The organism is Shewanella hafniensis (assembly GCF_019655335.1).
Classification (GTDB): domain Bacteria; phylum Pseudomonadota; class Gammaproteobacteria; order Enterobacterales; family Shewanellaceae; genus Shewanella; species Shewanella hafniensis.
Genome location: NZ_BPFD01000002.1, coordinates 100,394 through 118,110 on the forward strand (window position 1 = coordinate 100,394; position 17,717 = coordinate 118,110).

Below are 17,717 nucleotides of genomic sequence, written 5' to 3' on the forward strand. Positions count from 1 at the left end.
TGCAATGCCTAGCCCATCTTTAGCTCGTTTTCAACGCTATAAGCCACACAAACAGTCGCTCAAGTTAGCCGTTTCAGCCGCACAGTTTCACTCATCACAGAGGAGGCTTAAGCCAATATTGGGCTATTTTACCCCGCTAACTCAAAAAAGCGGCCTTTATCGCCGCTAAAAATTTAACTCTTCCACTATCAAAGTATTAAAAAGCCCAAGCGGCCAGCGAAAACCCAACATAACGCACAGAAAATACCTTTACTCAACAAAAGCCAATAAATTCCAGTCCCAGATGATTGTATCGCCCCGAAACCTCAGGTAATCTGCATCCCCATTAAGTGACACAGATGATAAGCACAGGTTTTACTATGGGTGTCGCGACATGAGTCCTCAATGTCAGTCGTGACTCAGCTACTATCGCTTATCAGTCCCAATAGATTATGTCGGATGATAATTATTATTAATGGCAGCTCGCGACTCTCAATCTAAAGCGCCGTCTTACGCCCCTAAGAGCACGACTCAAGCGGCGAAAAAAGACAGCGCACCTCGGCATCGAAACGCCACCACTACGCCTGAAATGCGACTCTTTATCCAGCAATCGGATCTGAGCGTCAGCCAGCTGGCAAAAATTTTAAATATTACCGAGGCAACAGTCCGTAAATGGCGGAAGCGTGAGTCCATTAGTAACAGTTCGAACACGCCCCATCACCTCAATACCACGCTCACGCCGATGGAAGAATATGTGGTGGTGGGATTACGCTATCAACTCAGACTCACCTTAGATAGATTGCTCAACGTCACCCAAACCTTTATTAATCCCAATGTGTCGCGCTCCGGCCTTGCCCGTTGCTTAAAGCGCTACGGCATATCGCGGCTCGATGAATTTGAAGCACCGCAAGTCCCCGAACGCTATTTTAATCAATTGCCTGTGACGCAAGGCAGCGATATCCAAACCTATACGGTCAATCCAGAAACCTTGGCTAAGGCGCTCGCATTGCCGAGTACCGACGGCAATACTGTGGTGCAAGTGGTGTCACTCACCATACCGCCGCAGCTCACTGAGCAAGCTCCAAGCTCAGTACTATTAGGCGTAGACACAGCAAGTGATTGGATTTACCTCGATATTTATCAAGACAGCAATACCCAAGCGACCAATAGATATATCGCCTATGTCCTCAAACATGGGCCGTTTCATTTACGAAAGTTGCTCGTTCGCAACTATCACACCTTCTTAGCCCGTTTTCCCGGTGCCCATGGCACGCCAAAGACAAGCGCGGCTAAATCCCAAAACAAGGTCACCGTATCTAGGTCGACCCGTGGAGACTCTTTATGAGCCATACCCCTTCTGTACCTAATTCTGCGACTGAGTCAAAAAAAGATAAACGACTCAACAAACGTTTAAAAGATATGCCCGTTGCCATCGTCGGCATGGCCAGCATCTTCGCTAACTCGCGTTATTTAAATAAATTTTGGGATTTGATCAGCGAAAAAATCGATGCCATTACTGACATCCCAGACACCCATTGGCGCGCCGAGGATTACTACGATGCCGACAAAAGCAAAGCCGATAAAAGCTACTGTAAACGCGGTGGTTTTTTACCAGAAGTCGACTTCAATCCAATGGAATTTGGTCTGCCACCCAATATTCTTGAGCTAACAGATACCTCGCAACTGCTGTCGCTGATTGTCGCCAAAGAAGTGCTTGCCGACGCCAATCTGCCCACCGATTACGACCGTGACCGTATCGGCATCACCCTAGGCGTGGGCGGTGGTCAAAAAATCAGTCAGAGCTTGAACTCGCGCCTGCAATATCCAGTATTGAAAAAAGTATTCAAAAGCAGTGGCCTGAGCGATGAAGACAGCGAAATGCTGATCAAAAAGTTCCAAGACCAATATATCCACTGGGAAGAAAACTCTTTCCCAGGGTCCTTAGGCAACGTGATTGCAGGCCGTATCGCCAACCGGTTTGATTTTGGCGGCATGAACTGCGTGGTCGATGCTGCCTGCGCGGGCTCGCTTGCCGCTATGCGTATGGCGTTGACGGAACTGACCGAAGGTCGCAGCGACATGATGATCACTGGCGGTGTCTGTACCGACAACTCGCCGTCCATGTACATGAGCTTCTCAAAAACGCCTGCCTTCACCACCAATGAAACCATTCAACCCTTTGATATCGATTCAAAAGGCATGATGATCGGCGAAGGGATCGGCATGGTCGCGCTTAAACGCCTTGAAGATGCCGAGCGCGATGGCGACCGAATTTATGCCGTCATCAAAGGCGTTGGCGCCTCATCTGACGGTAAGTTTAAGAGTATTTATGCGCCGCGCCCTGAGGGCCAAGCTAAAGCTCTCGAACGCGCTTACGACGATGCAGGTTTTGCCCCGCACAGCATTGGCTTAGTTGAAGCCCATGGCACGGGTACTGCCGCAGGTGATGTGGCTGAATTTAATGGCTTAAAATCGGTATTTGCCCAAGGCAATGACACAAATCAACATATCGCGTTAGGTTCAGTGAAATCCCAAGTGGGCCACACTAAATCCACAGCAGGCACTGCTGGGGTGATCAAAGCCGCGCTAGCGCTGCACCACAAGGTATTGCCTGCGACCATTAACGTTAGCAAGCCTAATCCAAAACTGAATATCGAAAGCTCACCATTCTATTTAAATACCGAAACTCGCCCATGGTTCCAGCGCGCCGATGCAACGCCGCGCCGTGCAGGTGTAAGCTCCTTTGGTTTTGGTGGCACGAACTTCCATCTCGTATTAGAAGAATACAAACCTGAGCACAGCCGCGATGAGCAATATCGTCAGCGCAGTGTGCCGCAGACACTATTGTTTGCCGCAGCCAATAAAGCCGCGCTGCTTAGCGAGTTAAAAGCTGCGCTGAGCCAAAGCGTGAACACAAGCGCAAACGCGAATAAGAGCAGCGCTGCGAGCCTGAACGCTATCGCTCAGCAATATCCGCTGCGCCCGCTGGCAGACACAGATGCCCGTTTAGGTTTTGTGGCTAAGGATATCGCTCAGCTACAAGCTCAGCTAAATCAAGCGATTGCGCATTTAGAAAGCGGGCACCTAGAAACCAGTGCAAGCGAGGCGTGGCAATTACCGTCTGGGATCAGCTACCGCTCCCATGCCTTGGTCGCTAAAAATGAATCAAAGAAAGTAGCGGCCCTGTTTGCTGGTCAAGGTTCACAGTACCTGAACATGGGCCGCGAACTCGCCTGCCATTTCCCGGAAATGCGCCAACAAGTGACGGCCAGTGATAAGGTATTTGCTCACCACGGCCAAACGCCGTTATCGAACATCCTTTACCCTATTCCGGCATTCGATGCCAATGCAGTTAAAGCCCAAGAAGCGGCGCTGACCAATACCCTGTTCGCCCAAAGCGCCATAGGCGCAGTTTCAATGGCGCAATATTCGCTATTAACGCAAGCGGGTTTTGCACCCGATATGGTGGCAGGTCACAGCTTTGGTGAATTGTCAGCCCTTTGCGCGGCAGGCGTGATTTCCAATGAAGATTACGTCGAACTGGCCTTCGCCCGTGGGCATGCCATGGCGCAAGTGCCGAGCGATACTGGGACTCAAGTTGATTTAGGAACCATGTTCGCGATTATTCTTAAGCAAAAGAATGATATCGATGCGATCAATAGCTGTTTAGCCCAGTTTGATGGCGTTAAAATTGCCAACTACAACGCGCCGACGCAATTAGTCATCGCAGGTGGCACAGAGCAAACTCAGCTGGCCGCGAAAGCCATTAGCGAACAGGGCTTTAAAGCGATTGCCCTGCCTGTCTCAGGCGCGTTCCATACCCCATTGGTTGGACACGCACAAAAGCCATTTGCCAAAGCCATTGATAAAGCTAAATTCAGCGCGCCTTCAGTCGCACTTTATGCCAACGGCACGGGTCAATTACACCCAACCGATGGCAAAGCGATTAAAGCAGAATTCAAGCAACATATGCTGCAATCGGTTCGCTTTAGCGAACAACTGCAGGCCATGTATGACGCTGGCGCCCGTGTGTTTGTTGAGTTTGGCCCTAAGAACATACTGCAAAAGTTAGTTGAAAATACCTTAGGTGAACACTTGAATGAGCTTTGCCTTGTCAGCATGAACCCGAATCCTAAGGGCGACAGTGACAGTCAATTACGCTTAGCCGCAGTGCAACTGGCAGTAGCCGGCGTGGCGTTAACTGAGGTTGACCCCTATCAAGCCGTCACGTCACAAGAAATTGCCGAACGTGAAGCGCCATCAGCGATGAACATCAAACTCACCGCCACTAACCATATTAGTGCTGCAACCCAAGCTAAGATGGCTAAATCCCTCGCCACAGGCAGCGTGACTAGCCAAGTGCAATATGTGGATCGCATCGTTGAAACGATTATCGAAAAAGAAGTCGAAAAAATCGTTGAGAAAGAAGTCATCGTCGAAAAAGTGGTTGAAAAAATAATAGAAGTGGAAGCGAATCAAGTGGCAACTGTTGAAATGAAACAAAAACTCCCAAGCGTGACGCAAGGCTTAAATCACCAACAACAAGCGACGGCGCAGGTGAGCCCAAGTACACAAAACGTCAGCGCCGATGCGTTAACCGCATTTTTCAGCGCACAATCTCAAGCAGCGCAATTGCATCAACAGTTTTTAGCTATCCCGCAGCAATACGGCGATACCTTCACCACGCTGATGACAGAACAAGCCAAGATGGCAAGCCTTGGCATTGCAATCCCAGAAAGCCTGCAACGCTCAATGGAAATGTTCCACCAGCATCAAGCGCAAACCCTGCAAAGCCACGCCGAATTTATGCAACTACAAAGCAGTAGCAGCCAAGCGGCCTTGGCGATGTTAAACAATACACCGATTAACTTTACCTCAGCGGTTACAAGTCAGCCACGAGCAACTGCGCCGACTCCTGCACCTGTTGCTCCAGCGGCTGTTGCTGCAACGACAATGCCACACAATGCCGCACCAGTGACTCAAGCTGTTGCAACGAGACCAGCAGTTAGCACATCTATTGCGCCTATTGTGCAAACGGCTCCCGTTGCTTATGCACCAACTGCGACTGTACAAGTTACACCTGCCGCTCCTGCATTAGTCATGCCTGCTGTAGTGATGCCAGAAGTGACACCTGTGGCAACAGCAACGAGCGGCTTAAGTGCAGCGTTAGTGCAACAAACCATGATGGCTGTGGTGGCCGATAAAACAGGCTATCCCACTGAAATGCTGGAGCTTGGCATGGATATGGAAGCCGATTTAGGTATCGACTCTATCAAGCGCGTTGAAATTTTAGGCACAGTGCAAGACGAACTGCCGGGCTTACCCGAACTCAGCCCAGAAGATTTGGCCGAATGTAGCACCTTGGGTGAAATCGTTAGCTATATGAATAGCAAATTACCAGCGGCTGACCAAGTTATAGTTTCTACAACAGCGCCAACAACTCCTGCAGCCAGCGGTTTAAGCGCTGCGTTAGTGCAACAAACCATGATGGCAGTGGTGGCTGACAAGACAGGCTATCCCACTGAAATGCTGGAACTTGGCATGGATATGGAAGCCGATCTCGGTATCGATTCGATCAAGCGCGTTGAAATCCTAGGCACAGTGCAAGACGAGCTACCAGGCTTACCTGAACTCAGCCCAGAAGATTTGGCCGAGTGTCGTACCTTGGGTGAAATAGTTAGCTATATGAATAGCAAATTACCTGCAGCAGGGGTTATTACTTCGACAGCAGCGCCAGTTGTTCAAACCATTGCCGCGCCCGCCGCCAGCGGTTTAAGCGCTGCGTTAGTACAACAAACCATGATGGCTGTGGTGGCCGACAAGACGGGCTATCCGACTGAAATGCTGGAACTTGGCATGGATATGGAAGCCGATCTAGGTATCGACTCCATCAAGCGCGTTGAAATCCTAGGCACAGTGCAAGACGAACTGCCGAGCTTACCTGAACTTAGCCCAGAAGATTTGGCCGAGTGTCGTACCTTGGGTGAAATCGTTAGCTATATGAATAGCAAATTACCAGCAGCGGTGGCTATTGCTTCGACAGCTGCGCCAGTTGCTCAAACCATTGCAGCTCCTGCCGCAATCGGTTTAAGCGCTGCCTTAGTGCAACAAACCATGATGGCTGTGGTGGCTGACAAGACAGGCTACCCTACTGAAATGCTGGAACTTAGCATGGATATGGAAGCCGATTTAGGTATCGACTCTATCAAGCGCGTTGAAATCTTAGGCACAGTGCAAGACGAACTGCCGGGCTTACCTGAGCTGAATCCTGAAGATCTCGCCGAATGTCGCACCTTAGGCGAAATCGTAAGCTATATGAATAGCAAGCTGCCCGCTGCGGGATCTGTTATTGCTACGCCGATTTCAACAGCAAATGTAGTCACTCAAGTTGTAACAGCCGTACCTGCCGCCAGCGGTTTAAGCGCTGCATTAGTCCAACAAACCATGATGGCTGTGGTGGCAGACAAGACAGGCTATCCCACTGAAATGCTAGAACTGAGCATGGATATGGAAGCTGATTTAGGTATCGACTCCATCAAGCGCGTTGAAATCCTAGGCACAGTGCAAGACGAACTGCCGGGCTTACCTGAGCTGAATCCTGAAGATCTGGCCGAGTGTCGCACCTTGGGTGAAATCGTAAGCTATATGCAAAGCAAGCTAGGCCAAAACGCGGTAAGCCAGAATACAGCTGCAGTTGGCGCTGTCGTTCAACCTGAACCTACTATCGATTTGCCCCCACATGATTTACCACCCCATAGCGAGGTGGTGCTAAAAAAGTTGCCAGCGGCGGCTGAGCTAACGCAACTATCGCCACAGCAATCGTCAAAGCAATCAGCGCAACAGGCTCTAACACGCGTTTTTGCTAAAGATGGCTGCATTATCATTAGCGATGATGGTCACAATGCCGGTGTACTTGCCCAGAAGCTGCATGCTCAAGGTCTCAAGGTCGCGGTTGTGCGCTCACCAGAAAGCCTTGTAACTGGTGCATCGCCGCTTGATAGCCATATTGCCAGCTTCACCTTGGCCGCGATTGACGATGCTAGCATTAGCAATGTCATTAATGAGATCAAAAAGTTAGGTACGGTTGCAGGCTTTATTCATCTGCAACCGCAACATAAAACCGCCGCCGATGCGAAAGGTTTAGTGTTGTCCAATGTCGCCAAAGCGTCGGTCGAGCAAGCCTTCTTGTTCGCTAAACACTTGCAACCTTTGTTGGTCACTGGACAAAGTAGCTTTATCAGCGTCAGTCGTATCGACGGCGGATTTGGCTACCTCAACCACAGCCAAATTGCCAATAGCGAATTAAACCAAGCAGCGTTATCAGGCCTGACGAAAACCTTAAGCCACGAGTGGCCAAGTGTGCATTGCCGCGCCTTAGATATCGCGCCCGCACTTGATGCCAAACAACTGGCCAATGCGGTTATCGCTGAGCTATTTGCAACTGATAAGCTATTAGAAGTCGGTGTTAGCCAAGGCGCAGCCCAAGCACTTGAGCGCGTGACCTTAGTGGCAGGCAAGGCAGATATCCGCCACGGCGCAGCGAACTTAACGAGTGCAGATAAAATTCTGGTGACCGGCGGCGCAAAAGGCGTGACCTTTGAATGTGCGCTAAGTTTGGCCAAACGCAGCAAGGCGCACTTTATCCTTGCCGGCAGAAGCAGCCAACAAGCGATTCCCGCTTGGGCACAGGGCAAAAATAACAGCGAACTTAAAGCCGCTGCTATTGCCCACATTCATAGCTTGGGCGAGAAACCCACGCCAAAACAAGTGGATGCCTTAGTATGGCCAGTGCAAAGCAGCCTAGAAATTGCAGCCGCACTAGCAGCCTTTACCGCGGTAGGCGCCAGCGCTGAGTACTTAAGTCTCGATGTTAACAACCCTGATGCGATCGCCAGCACGATAGTGCCGATCACTGAGTTATCACCTATTACTGGCATTATCCATGGTGCGGGCGTGCTCGCCGATAAACACATCCAAGACAAAACCTTAGATGAGTTGGCACGGGTGTATGGCACTAAGGTCACAGGCATTAGCAATCTGCTAGCCGCACTGGATTTAGATAAGCTAAAGCTGGTTGCCCTGTTCTCATCGGCGGCAGGTTTTTACGGCAATACCGGCCAAAGCGATTACGCTATGTCCAACGACATACTCAACAAAGCCGCACTGCAATTGGCGCAGCAACTGCCCAATGCCAAGGTGATGAGCTTCGATTGGGGTCCGTGGGACGGCGGCATGGTGAATCCTGCGCTGAAAAAGATGTTTATCGATCGCGGTGTGTATGTGATCCCGTTAAAGGCGGGTGCTGAGTTATTTGCTAGCCAATTGTTGAGCAACACAGGCGCACAATTGCTGGTCGGTACTGATATGCAAGGCAGCGCACCTCATGACGACAAGCCTAACGAAGTACAAGAAACTAAAGGTAGCAATCTAAAAAAGCCTGAAGCGGATCTGACCACTGACGCGTCGGATCCGCATGCTTTGGCATCAACACTTGCTGCAATCGCTTTCACGCAACCGCTAACACTGCAGCGCACACTGGACCCTAAGGCAATGATCTTTGTTGAAGATCACTGCATTAATGGTAATCCCGTATTGCCGACTGTGTGCGCGATTCAGTGGATGCGTGAAGCCGCCTTTGACGTGCTCAAGCAGCCTGTCAAAGTGCAAAGCTACAAGCTGCTGAAGGGCATTATTTTCGACACTGCCGTGTTACAAAATGGAGTGTTAGAAAGTGCAGCCCCCATCATGCTGGAACTTAAGCTAACGCCCTTGGATAATGCACAAGCATTCAATGCCTTAATCAGCTTTGAAGGTCGTCCGCAATATCAAGCTATTTTAGTGGTTGATGACACGGCTAGCAGCTTGAACAAAGCAACTGCTTTTGACGCGCAAAGCTTGGCAGGACTTTCTGCCATCACAACCGCGAGCCGCCTTTACAGCGACGGCACGCTGTTCCACGGCCCAAGACTGCAAGGTATTAAGTCGGTGGTGAAGTTTGACGATGCGAGCTTAATCGCCAAGGTGAGCCTATCCCATGTTGCGTTAGCGGACTGCGGGGATTTTGTACCTAATCTCACGCCTAAAGGCTCACAAGCCTTTGCGGAAGATTTGTTGCTACAGGCAATGCTGGTGTGGGCACGACTCAAATATGGCGCGGCAAGTTTGCCATCAAGCATTGGTGAGTTTATCTCCCATGCGCCCTTTGCCTTTGGCGATAAAGGCCATTTAGTGCTCGAGGTGGTGAAACACTCTGGCCGCGCCCTTGAAGCCAATATCGCGCTATATCATCAAGATGGCCGCTTAAGCTGCGAAATGAGCAACGCCAAAGTCACCATCAGCAAAAACCTTAACGGTGCGTTTTTAGCGAATAAAGTTGCCAATAAAGTTGCGAATAAAGCCATTGAAAGCGTGGAGGCAAAAGTCGAGTGAACTTAGCCTCTCCTTTAACAACGACAAATAACGCCAAGCCACTGCGTATTGCAGTGTTGCTTGGCGATGCGCTCAACCTTGACTCTCACTCAGCCCAAGTATTAGGGAGTTTTGCGGAACATGAAAGCGTTCAGATTTGCGCTGTAGATGCCGACCTCTCGCCAACACATGAACCAATAGTGCATAAGCAACAGTCGCTTACTGCATTATTGAGTCAAGCGGTGACGGCCCTTGAGCAAGGCAAGCTGGTTGAACTTAAATTCAATGATGGCAATCTGCCCCAGTCTCTGTATTTGCTCGATGGCTTACGCGCCGCCAAACTGCGCCTCCACGCCCACGGGTTCATTGCAGGCTTTGCCGCTGGCAATGGGGCGACAGGTGACGTGAATACGGCTGTAGCTAATGCGGCAGCTGTTGCTATTAAGGCATTAGCGGCGGCAAAGCGTAGTCCTGCACAAACCGTTCAGCATCAGCTCGTCGCCAACACTCTCAACGAGGCATTTCTTGCGCTGCGCCAAGGCGTAACCGCCCTCGCCGCGCGAACACAAGCGCCGCTTTATGGTAAAGAAGGGGAAAATCAGCAAACGGGTTATTGGTTTAGCGACCAACATCAAGCACGGGTGTTGTGCTTAAATCTTGTCGCAAAGACGTCAAGTCAAACGGATGAATCTCGACATCTAAACCAAAGTATTGTGCTGACCCAAGGCTCACAAGTTATCGTGCCCAAAGCCCTTGTTGATAAAAACCGGCTGTTTGTGCCGATAAGTGCTGACAATATTGATGCACTCATAGCGCAACTATTACAACTTTTGCAGCGAGTTAACACTCTAGAAAATAGTACGGGCACACTGGAAAATGGCGCCGGCTTGCACGCTGACTTTCGCGCTGAGCAACTCAAACCTTGGTTTGAACGCTATGATGCCAACGCACCACTGGCATTAGTCTTGATGGCGGCATCGATTGATGATCTGAAACTTGAAGCCAACGCCATGCTTGCGGCGCTTGAAAATGATGCGGTTCGTCATCAGGGTCAAGCCTTTAAGACCCCAGCAGGCAGCTGTTTTACCGCTAAGCCGCTAGGGAATGCAGGACTGACCTTTGTTTATCCCGGCGTTGGCACGGTTTACGCCAATATGTTCAATAACTTGCATGAATATTTCCCCACGCTGTATCACCAGCTAGAACGTGAAGGCGATTTAAGCGCCATGCTGCAATCTCCGCAAATTTATGCAGCAGATGTTAAAACCGCAGCAGACATGAGCTTAAGCCAGCAAGCGATTAGCGGCGTGGGGGCCAGTTATTTATTCACTAAATTACTCACCCAAGTTTTTAATATTAAGCCCAAAATGGCACTCGGTTACTCTATGGGCGAAGCCGCCATGTGGGCAAGCCTTGATGTGTGGCAAACCCCGCACGCAATGATCAACGCCACCGAAAATAGCGATATTTTCAACCATGCGATTTCTGGCGAGCTAACCGCAGTGCGCCGGGCATGGCAGCTTAAGGATAATGAAGCCATAGTGTGGAACAGCTTTGTGGTGCGTTCAGGTAGCCATGAAATCAAGGCATTATTGCCAGCGTTTCCTCGCGCCTACTTAGCCATCATTCAAGGTGATACTTGCGTCATTGCTGGCTGCGAAACAAGCTGCAAAGCCCTGCTTGCCACGTTAGGTAAACGCGGCATTGCCGCTAATCGCGTCACGGCCATGCATACCGCACCCGCCATGTTAGTCCATGGACAAGTACAAGATTTCTATACGCAAGCGCTAAAAGCTGAGGCGCTAAAAGCAGCGGCGCAAGACTCGCCTATTCGCTTTATCAGTGCAGCGCAAACTGCGCCAGTGGCAGTGGATAGCCACAGCATTGGCCGCGCGATTGCCGATACCTTTTGTTCGCCACTCGACTTTAGTGCGCTCATTCAAAATGCCACCGAGCAAGGCGCAAGGCTATTTGTCGAAGTGGGCGCCGATAGGCAAACCAGCACACTCATAGATAAAATCGGCCACGCCCATGCAAGCCAAAGCACTGCGAACGCGGCGACAGCCGCCATTGCTTGCAATGCCAAAGGTGCCGATGCGATTACCAGCTTACTCAAGTGTTTAGCTCAGCTGATAAGCCACAGAGTGCCGCTGTCGCTCGCGCCGCTCATGCCGCCATTTAGTGCTAACGCAGCCCCTTTATCATCAGCAGTATCACCACAAGGAGAACCCCAGTGAGTTCTCAGCATTCCCCTAGGATTGATAGCACTAGCGTGCCTATGACTGCGTCAAACTATGAGTCAAAAAGCGCATCAAACTATGCATCAAAAAACGCATCAAACAGTGCGTCAAAAATCGCGATCGTCGGTCTCGCGACTCAGTATCCCGACGCCGATAATCCACACACCTTCTGGCAAAATCTGCTGGATAAAAAAGACTCTCGCAGCCAAATTAGCCGCGAAAAGCTCAATGCTAATCCCGCCGATTACCAAGGTGTGCAAGGTCAGTCTGATCGCTTTTACTGCGATAAAGGCGGCTACATTCAACACTTTGAGTTTGATGCCAAGGGTTATCAACTGCCTGAGTCCGCCTTTGATGGTTTAGATGAAAGCTTTTTATGGGCACTCGATTGCAGTCGTAAAGCTCTGCAAGACGCAGGGATTACCCCAAGCGATGCCGTACTGGCGCGCACTGGTGTCGTAATGGGAACCTTGTCGTTCCCCACTGCCCGCTCCAACGAACTGTTTTTGCCCTTGTATCACCAAACCGTTGAAAAGGCGCTGCAAAATAAACTGAATCAAAGCGCGTTTCAGCTGACTGATTTTGGCAACTCAGTTAACGACCTCAATGCCAATAGTCAGACCTTAAACATCGCCAATGGCGCGGTTGCCCACACAGCCTCAAAACTGGTCAGCGATGCACTCGGTTTAGGTGGCACTCAGTTGAGTCTGGACGCCGCCTGCGCCAGCTCGGTTTATGCGCTCAAACTCGCCGGCGATTACCTAACCACAGGCAAGGCCGATGTGATGCTAGCGGGCGCCGTATCGGGCGCCGATCCTTTCTTTATCAACATGGGATTCTCGATTTTCCACGCCTATCCAGATCACGGTATTTCGGCGCCCTTTGATAGCAACAGTAAAGGCTTGTTCGCTGGCGAAGGCGCTGGGGTTTTAGTGTTAAAACGCTTGGAGGATGCCGAGCGCGATGGCGACAACATCTATGCCGTCGTCAGCGGCATTGGTTTGTCGAACGACGGTAAAGGCCAGTTTGTATTAAGCCCCAACAGCAAGGGCCAAGTGCAAGCCTTCGAGCGCGCCTACAGTGCCGCAAATACACTGCCCGCCAATATCGAAGTGATTGAATGCCACGCTACGGGCACGCCACTTGGGGATAAGGTCGAACTCGCCTCGATGGAGCGCTTTTTTGAGGACAAACTCGCGGGCTCTGCAGTGCCGCTTATTGGCTCGGCAAAATCCAACTTAGGCCATTTACTCACGGCCGCGGGCATGCCGGGGATCATGAAGATGATTTTTGCCATGCGCTCGGGCCGCTTGCCGCCCAGTATAAATTTATCGGCGCCGATATCCTCACCTAAGGGGTTGTTTAGCGCTAAAAACCTCCCGACAGAAATGCATGCGTGGCCCGATAAAGCTGGCAATGACCGCCGCCATGCGGGTGTTTCTGTGTTTGGTTTTGGCGGCTGTAACGCACATTTATTGCTGGAATCCTATGTACCGGCAAATACCAGCAGCCAGCATACGCAGAGTGCAGCCCAAGTCAGTTATCAGCACACGCCGTTAACTATCATTGGCTTAGCATCGCATTTCGGGCCTTTATCGTCGATTAATGCACTGGATAACGCGATTAGCTCTCAGCAAAACGCCTTCATTCCACTGCCCGCTAAACGCTGGAAAGGCTTAGATAAACATCCTGACATCTTAGCTAACTTTGGCTTGCCTGCTGTACCGCAGGGCGCCTATATCGACCAGTTCGATTTTGACTTCCTGCGCTTTAAAGTGCCGCCCAATGAGGATGATCGCCTGATCTCCCAGCAACTGCTGCTGATCAAAGTGGCCGATGAAGCGATCCGTGATGCGAACTTAAAGCCAGGTGGCAAGGTAGCTGTATTAGTGGCGATGGAAACAGAGCTGGAATTACACCAGTTCCGTGGCCGAGTGAATCTGCACACTCAATTGGCAGACAGCCTTAAAAAACAAGGGATAACACTCACACAAACTGAGTATCTCGCCCTTGAAAAAATCGCCATGGACAGCGTGCTCGATGCCGCCAAACTGAACCAATATACCAGTTTTATTGGCAACATCATGGCGTCACGCATCGCCTCCCTGTGGGACTTTAACGGCCCTGCCTTTACCATTTCGGCGGCAGAATTGTCAGTCGCCCGCTGTATCGATGTGGCCGAAAACCTGTTATCCCAAGAATCCTTAGATGCCGTAGTGATCGCCGCCGTCGATTTAAGTGGCAGTCTAGAGCAAGTGGTGCTTAAAAACGCGGTATCTAAAGTGGCATTGAATGCAACAGACACAGGCTGGAAAGTCGGTGAAGGCGCCGGCGCGCTGGTACTCACTGCTGAAAATTCAAATACGAATGTTCAACTTAATGATGCCAATAGCAACAACTTTGGCAACAGCTATGGTCACATTAGCGGCCAAGTGTTTGGCGCTGTATATGACCCCCAAGGCAACAGCAACACGGCGCGGATTTGCGATCACTTGCTAACCCAAGCCAAGGTGAATAGCAGCCAGATTAGTTTGATTGAAACCAGTATTGCGGTTGAGCAACGAAGCGAGCCAGCGCTGACACCCAATACCCTGTTGCCGAGTGTGAGTGCGCGCAGCCAAGCCGCAGACACCCTAGGCCATAACTTTGCTGCGGCGGGAATGGCGAGTATCTTGAGTGCGCTGCTTCAGTTAAAAAATCAAGTTCAGCTGAAAAATCAAGCGCAGTTAAAAAACCAAACGCAACCGGACACTCAAGCGCAGCACGCGCTCGTAGCCACCTTTAGCCAAGGTAAGTGCGCGCAGTTATTGCTCAGCCAAAGTGCCATGCAAGCGCACAACTTGCAGCAAAGACTTGAACAAGACTTAACGCTTTCTGAGCAAAAACACTTGATAAAACAAGTGACACTCGGAGGCCGCGATATCTATCAGCATATCCTGGATACCCCGCTCGCTTACCTTGGTGCAATACAACAAAAAGCCCAAGCCATGACGGCATTGCCAGCGCGCAGCCAACGCAAGCATTTGGCCCAAATAGCAAGCAAAGACACTAATCGCGTTGCACCAAGCTGCCCAACTACGGCGCTACCAAAAGAGACATTAAGCAGTATGCCAATAAATGCCCTAAGCACGCCCAACAACACTGCCGCTCACGCAGATCTAAAAGACGCGGCATTTTTACGTAATCAGCAACTCGCCCGTGAAGCCCATTTAGCCTTTTTGCAAAGCCGTGCAGAGGGCTTAAAACTGGCCGATGCCTTGATGAAAGCCCAGCTTGCCACCGAGTTAGCCGTCAATGGCCAAGCGACGCCAGCGGAGCAGCAAGCCATTGTTCAGGCATCTGCGCCAGCGGTTCTTCCACATACTGCACTTTATCCAAACCAAGTGCTTTATCCAAACCATGCAAAAGTGCCTGAGTACACGCCGCCAACGCCGCTAAGCAAGCCTTGCATTTGGGATTATGCGGATTTAGTCGAGTACGCCGAAGGTGATATTGCTAAGGTTTTTGGCCCAGATTACGCCATTATTGACAGCTACTCGCGCCGTGTACGCCTGCCAACCACGGACTATTTGCTGGTGTCTCGGGTAACGAAATTAAACGCCCAGATGAACCGATATGAGCCTTGCACTATGACCACGGAATACGACATTCCTGTGGACGCGCCGTATTTGGTCGATGGCCAAATTCCTTGGGCCGTAGCGGTTGAATCGGGTCAATGCGACTTAATGCTGATCAGCTACTTAGGTATCGATTTTGAAAACAAGGGCGAGCGCGTTTATCGCCTGCTCGATTGCACTCTGACCTTCCTTGGCGACTTACCGCGCGGTGGCGACACCCTGCGCTACGATATTTCCATCAACAACTTTGCCCGTAATGGCGATACCTTGTTGTTCTTCTTCTCCTACGAATGTTTTGTGGGCGATAAGCTGATCCTGAAAATGGATGGCGGCTGCGCCGGCTTCTTCACCGACAAGGAACTCGCCGACGGCAAGGGCGTTATTAGCACCGAAGCCGAAATCAAAGCCCGTAACCTTGCGCTCAATAATCCCAATAAGCCGCGCTTTACTCCGCTACTTAACTGCGCACAAAACCAATTTGATTACAGTCAAATCCATAAACTGCTCAGCGCCGATATCGGTGGCTGTTTTGGCGGTGCCCATGCGGCGCATCAAGCCCAATATGGGCTGCAGCCCTCTTTATGTTTTGCTTCTGAAAAATTCCTGATGATTGAACAGGTCAGCAATCTTGAGGTGCATGGCGGTGCGTGGGGCTTAGGTTCAGTTGAAGGCCATAAGCAGCTCGAAGCCGACCATTGGTATTTCCCGTGTCATTTCAAGGGCGACCAAGTGATGGCGGGATCATTAATGGCCGAAGGTTGTGGCCAATTACTGCAATTCTTTATGCTGCATATTGGTATGCACGCCAGCACAGAAGAAGGAGGAGTAAAAAACGGTCGTTTCCAACCGCTCGAAAACGCCTCTCAAAAAGTGCGCTGTCGCGGTCAAGTGTTGCCGCAATCTGGCCTGCTCACCTATCGCATGGAAATCACCGAAATAGGCATGAGCCCGCGCCCCTATGCTAAAGCGAATATCGATATTCTGCTCAATGGCAAAGTGGTGGTGGATTTCCAAAACCTTGGGGTGATGATCAAAGAAGAAGCCGAATGTACCCGCTACCTTGCGGATAACGATGCCAACACAGCTAATAAGAATGCGCAGCTTACCTCGACAACACCAACATCCTTAGCTGCGCCGCTAATGGCCCAGCAGCCCGATTTAACTGCGCCAACCAACAAAGGCGTAGTGCCGCTTAAGCATGTGAGCGCGCCGATTGCGCCAGCGGATTCTAAGTATGCTAACCGCGTGCCCGACACCCTGCCGTTCACGCCGTATCATATGTTCGAATTTGCCACGGGCGACATCGAAAACTGCTTCGGCCCTGATTTCAGTATCTATCGCGGCCTAATTCCACCGCGCACGCCCTGCGGTGATTTACAGCTCACCACCCGCGTGGTTGCCATTGATGGCAAACGCGGCGAGCTGAAAAAGCCGTCATCATGCATCGCCGAATATGAAGTGCCAGCAAACGCTTGGTATTACGCTAAAAACAGCCATCAAGCTGTGATGCCCTATTCTGTGCTGATGGAAATATCACTGCAGCCAAATGGCTTTATCTCAGGCTATATGGGCACCACCTTGGGTTTCCCCGGCCAAGAGCTGTTTTTCCGTAACTTAGACGGTAGTGGTAAGTTGCTGCGTCACGTGGATTTACGCGGCAAAACCATAGTAAACGACTCACGTCTGTTATCGACTGTGATTGCCGGCAGCAACATCATTCAGAATTTCAGTTTTGAATTAAGCTGCGATGGCGAGCCTTTCTACCAAGGTAAAGCGGTATTTGGTTACTTCAAGGGCGATGCGCTGAAAAACCAACTTGGGATAGACAACGGCAAGACAACTCAACCTTGGCATGTGCAAAATGGTATAGCCGCCGATAGCCAAATCAATCTGTTAGATAAACAGCATCGCAGCTTTAACGCCCCACAAGGTCAGCCACATTACCGTTTAGCGGGCGGTCAGCTTAACTTTATCGACAAGGCTGAAATCGTGAAAGCCGGCGGTAAAGCGGGCCTTGGCTATTTATACGCCGAGCGCACGATTGACCCGAGTGATTGGTTCTTCCAATTCCATTTCCATCAAGATCCGGTAATGCCAGGCTCATTAGGGGTTGAAGCCATTATCGAGCTGATGCAAACCTATGCGATTGACCAAGACCTTGGTGCGGGCTTTAAAAATCCAAAATTTGGCCAGATATTGTCGGATATCAAATGGAAGTATCGTGGCCAAATTAACCCATTAAACAAGCAGATGTCGCTGGATGTTCACATTACCAGCGTGACAGACGACAATGGTAAACGCATCATTATGGGCGATGCCAACTTGAGTAAAGACGGCCTGCGGATTTATGAAGTTAAAGATATCGCCATCTGTATTGAAGAAGCTTAATCACCTTGCTCATTTAGAAAGACGCTAATTACAAATAATGTGTCGCCTTGGCCAGAGTGCCTAAGGCGGCAATAAAAAGAGAATA

4 protein-coding genes are annotated in these 17,717 nt (G+C 50.5%); all 4 read left to right on the plus strand.

Annotation, left to right across the window (positions count from 1 at the left end):
- Window positions 1-454: 454 nt before the first annotated feature.
- Genes K5Q99_RS01325 through K5Q99_RS01340 form a run of 4 tightly spaced genes read left to right on the plus strand, consistent with a single transcriptional unit; the run spans window position 455 to window position 17,632 of the window.
- Complete coding sequence (locus K5Q99_RS01325) at window positions 455-1,324, plus strand: helix-turn-helix domain-containing protein (RefSeq protein ID WP_105249738.1); 870 nt, start codon at window positions 455-457, stop codon at window positions 1,322-1,324.
- Entirely contained in the window at window positions 1,321-9,408 is an 8,088-nt protein-coding gene (locus K5Q99_RS01330; protein ID WP_220775798.1) for a type I polyketide synthase, read from the plus strand. The genes K5Q99_RS01325 and K5Q99_RS01330 overlap by 4 nt, the downstream gene beginning before the upstream one ends.
- On the plus strand, window positions 9,405-11,624 hold the full coding sequence (locus K5Q99_RS01335; RefSeq protein WP_220775799.1) for a PfaB family protein: 2,220 nt from the start codon (window positions 9,405-9,407) through the stop codon (window positions 11,622-11,624). Before K5Q99_RS01330 ends, K5Q99_RS01335 begins: the two co-directional genes overlap by 4 nt.
- The gene (locus tag K5Q99_RS01340; protein WP_281422413.1) at window positions 11,621-17,632 is read left to right on the plus strand and encodes a hotdog fold thioesterase; all 6,012 of its coding nucleotides are present in this window, start codon (window positions 11,621-11,623) and stop codon (window positions 17,630-17,632) included. The genes K5Q99_RS01335 and K5Q99_RS01340 overlap by 4 nt, the downstream gene beginning before the upstream one ends.
- Window positions 17,633-17,717 lie beyond the last annotated feature (85 nt).